The organism is Aquifex sp. (assembly GCF_056494385.1).
On record NZ_JBSLZM010000051.1, the window covers coordinates 1 to 3,720 of the forward strand.

Consider the following 3,720-nt stretch of genomic DNA (forward strand, 5'->3'; position numbering starts at 1 on the left):
ATGGGTGCATGGTGATGGTGGTGAACAGGTGCTGCAGCTTCTCCGTATAGTCCTCTTATCTGCGCTTCTGCGTCAAGAAGGAATGTTCCCCTAACTACGACTCTGTCCCCTTCCTTTAATCCATGGAGAACTTCGTAATAACCTTCTCCCTTTCTTCCGAGTTTAACCATAACGGGCATATACATACCTTTTTCCATCTCAACGAAGACGACCGTTCTCCTTCCGGTATCTATTACCGCACTTTCGGGGACTGCGAGCACCTCTCCTAAAGGTATCTCAAATCTAACTTCGACTAGAGAGTTAGGTTTTAGCATTAGATTGTGGTTTTTTGCTTTGAGTCTGACCTTAGCGGTCCTTGAAAGCTTATTAACCTCAGGAAATACGTAATCAACCTCTGCATGTATCACGTGGTTAGGATTTTCTTCGGGGATTATTTCAGCCTCGGTTCCCCTCGTTACATAGCTTGCTTTACTTAATGGAACCTCAGCAACAATCCATGCCTCGGATATGTCCGCAATTCTGTAAGCTACAAAACCTTCTTTTACGAATCCCCCGTCGTAAACATTTTTCTTAAGAATCACACCGCTTATAGGAGCACGGATAACACTCCTCGCTTTGTAATATTCAAGCTTCTTTCTTGCCTTTTCCATAAGTTCTTTATCTCCTATCCTCTTTGCATGTTCGTATTCCTCAATGGCTATTTTCATATCCGGGCTTAAAATCTTCATAAGGGGTGTTCCCTTCCTCACGTATTCCCCTTCAAATCTCCCAAAGGTATTCTCCACCCACGCATCAGCACGCACCGTTATATCGTATACCTTTGATAGGTTATAGTCTACGTAACCTACCGTATAGAATCTTTTCTCAAGTTTAATTTTCCTTACGGGTTCGGTTATCACACCTATCAGCTGAAGCTTTTCGGGAGAAACCATTATATGGTTCCCGTGAACCATTACCGCCGGTTTTTCCATCTTCCCTTTAACTATGGGAACAAATGCATCGTGAGCTATCGTTTTCCCATCAGCGAATACAACCCTTATTTGCCACGGACCGTCCATACTTATGTTTAGACTCCCCTCGTATACTCCTTCTGACACCTTTTCAAGTTTTGCCACATCTCTCATTTCACTCATTCCGGGCATAGGGGGCATGTAAAAGTAAAACTCCTTAATTTCTTTGGGAGGCTTTACCTCCACCTTTATCTTGTTTCCTCCCGTTTTTATACTTCCCGTTTCCGAGTAAATGATTACCTCAATGCCCTCCTTTTTAAACCTTAAAACCTCTTCGTAATCCTTTTTAAAAAAGCCGAAGAAGGGAATAATCAGGAATAGAATCAAGGGAATAAGCTTCCTCATAGTAGTGCCTCCGCTTTTACAACTAGTTTGTTCATATACGCTATAAGAGAAACCTCATCAAGTTTAAGCTTCCATAAAATCCTGTAAGCTCTTAAAATTTCCCTTATATCAACCCTGTCATACTTATAAGCTATAAAAAGGGCTCCGATTTCCGCTTTCTTTACCTCAATCTCTTTCTTAAGCTTATCAAGGGTACCTTTAAGGAGATAATACTCTCTCTTTAGTCCATCAAACTCTTCTTTGAGTTTCACTTTTAAATCCTTAATTTCTCTCTTTTTTGCTTCTATTCTATCTTTTGCTTCAAGGACCAGAAACTTTTCTCTCTTTTCATACCAAACGGGAAGAGTTATAGCTATACCTATGGAAAACATATCAGGAAGGTCTGGTCTTACGGCGTAATCAATAAGGAAATTTATGTCAGGCTTGTGAACTACTTTAGCGTATTTGTACTCCCTCACTATAGTTTCAAGCTCCTTTCTTAAAACGTCTATGTATATACTCCTTTCAGGGTCAAAAGCTTTCGGGAAATCCCTTAGTTTAAGTTTTTCTCCCTCAAGAGGTACCCTTTCGTATGTAAGTGCGTATATACGGGAGATAATCTCTTCCCTTAGAGCTCTCTCTCTTTCTATAGCCCTTTCCGTCTTTACTATTTCAGCTTTAAGAAGAAGGAGGTCGGAAAGAAGAGCCTTCCCGTAGGAGTATTTCTCCTCGGTAATGTCCTTCAAAAGTTTTAAGTCCTTAAGGATTTCCTTAAGAATCCTTTCCCTTTCAAGGGTTAAGAGAAAGTCGTAATAAAAAAGGGATAAATCCCTTCTAAGCTCTCTGAGATATACCTTTTTTCTTGCCTCAACTTCAAAAGCCTTTCCTTCAAATATGCCGTACTTCCTTTCCCTTTTTTCCCTGAGTATGTAACCCTGGGAGAGGGTAAAAGCGTAAGAGCTCATGGGATTTTCCTTTCTCGCTATCGGAACTTCCGTATCAAAGTTTCTAAGCGTAAACCTTATCTGGGGATTAGGAAGGGAAAGGTAAAATCTCCCCTTTTTCAGGAAGGCTTCTTTTCTAAAATCGTAACTCTTGATGAGCTCGTTGTTTCTGTAAGCCTTCTCTATAAGTGTCTCAAGTTCTCCCGCTATAAGGGGAATTGAGAAAATCAAGATGAGTATATACACCATGTTGATTTATAAGGATATGTAGAAATAACTTTTACCTCAACGGCCTAATTTAGCGTGAATTAAACGTGAATTTAACAGGATATTAATCATTGACCCTGTAAAGTTATGTTAGTATTTACTATATAAAAACCCTATGAGGAGGTGGAAAGATGCTGATAAACGTAGAAACTCAAAAAGAGTTTGATAAAGTAGTCCAGGACGTTCAGGAAAAGTCAAAAGAGAAGGGATTCGGCGTTATGTCTGTTCACGAGGTTCACAAAATTCTTGAAAGTAAGGGTATGCCTATTAATTACAGGTGCGCTATAGTTGAGATATGCCAACCAAAGGCTGCAAGTACCGTTTTATCAAAAAGAGCAGATGTATCAACCGCCATGCCCTGTAGGATATCGGTTTATGAACAAGGAGGGAAGGTTGTTCTTAGCACTGTAGCACCTACCGAACTCCTGAATATGTATAAAGCAGACGAGTTTAAAGAACTTGCACAGGAAATAGAAGACACCATAAAAAGCATAATGGAAGAGGCAGCTAAGTGAGTTTTATAAGCTTTTTAAGAAATTTTTAACCTCTCAGTTTCCTTTCCCTTTTATCTTAATACCTTGTGAGGTTATTTCTTTCACTTTTTCTTGTATTAATTCTTCTTTCCTGTTCAAAAGAAGAGAACAGAATAGCAGTTTTATTGACGGGAAAGTTGCAATCACATATTTCAATGGATTCTCCTATACCCTATTAAATTTCTACTCCCCCACGGCTAAACTCGGCATTCTCAAACTCCGTATTTGAAGGGGAAATAACGGAAACAAAACTCAGAATATTGATAGACCAGTTAAAGGAAGCCCTTGAAGAGTCTTACGACTCCGTTCTTATATACAAGTTCGGAACAAAGAAGTACTACGAGAGCTTGAGTATAGGCATAGATAAGCCTTCCCGTGATGATATGTTTATTTAGTAAGTATTAACAAATTTAAAGGATTAAAAAAACCTAAAAATTAGGAAATAAATATTTTACCCCTTTGATTTCTGGGCGGTCAATGAACCCCATAAAATTTATGTTAGTTCTAACTAACCAAAAGTTTTAAGATTTGAGGTTTTGCTTACAAAATCAACAAGTGTGAACCTCCCGGGATTTTGGGGAGATTAGAGGTTCACGGGAAATAAACTCCACTTGACGACTCTTAAAGAATTCTATAAAATTT

General features: G+C 39.0%; 4 protein-coding genes. 2 read left to right on the forward strand and 2 right to left on the reverse strand.

The features are described 5' to 3' along the window. Together ACWB1W_RS03950 and ACWB1W_RS03955 are read right to left on the reverse strand one after the other, a co-directional pair. Nucleotides 1-1,355, reverse strand: a 1,355-nt coding sequence (locus ACWB1W_RS03950; RefSeq protein ID WP_479370092.1) for an efflux RND transporter periplasmic adaptor subunit, incomplete at its 3' end; no start/stop codon positions are given. Further along, the gene (locus ACWB1W_RS03955) at nt 1,352-2,527 is read right to left on the reverse strand and encodes a TolC family protein (protein ID WP_479370093.1); all 1,176 of its coding nucleotides are present in this window, start codon (nt 2,525-2,527) and stop codon (nt 1,352-1,354) included. The genes ACWB1W_RS03950 and ACWB1W_RS03955, both read right to left, overlap by 4 nt. 149 nt (nt 2,528-2,676) lie before the next feature. On the opposite strand from ACWB1W_RS03955, the gene ACWB1W_RS03960 reads away from it, so the two are divergent. Together ACWB1W_RS03960 and ACWB1W_RS03965 are read left to right on the forward strand one after the other, a co-directional pair. Beyond that, nucleotides 2,677-3,060 (forward strand): DUF302 domain-containing protein, encoded by a 384-nt coding sequence (locus ACWB1W_RS03960; protein ID WP_479370094.1) that lies wholly within the window; start codon nt 2,677-2,679, stop codon nt 3,058-3,060. Between the two features lie 197 nt (nt 3,061-3,257). Beyond that, nucleotides 3,258-3,473 carry a CRISPR-associated endonuclease Cas2 gene (locus tag ACWB1W_RS03965; RefSeq protein ID WP_479370095.1) on the forward strand — a complete coding sequence of 72 codons (216 nt, stop codon included), beginning with the start codon at nt 3,258-3,260 and terminating at the stop codon, nt 3,471-3,473. Nucleotides 3,474-3,720: the final 247 nt, after the last annotated feature.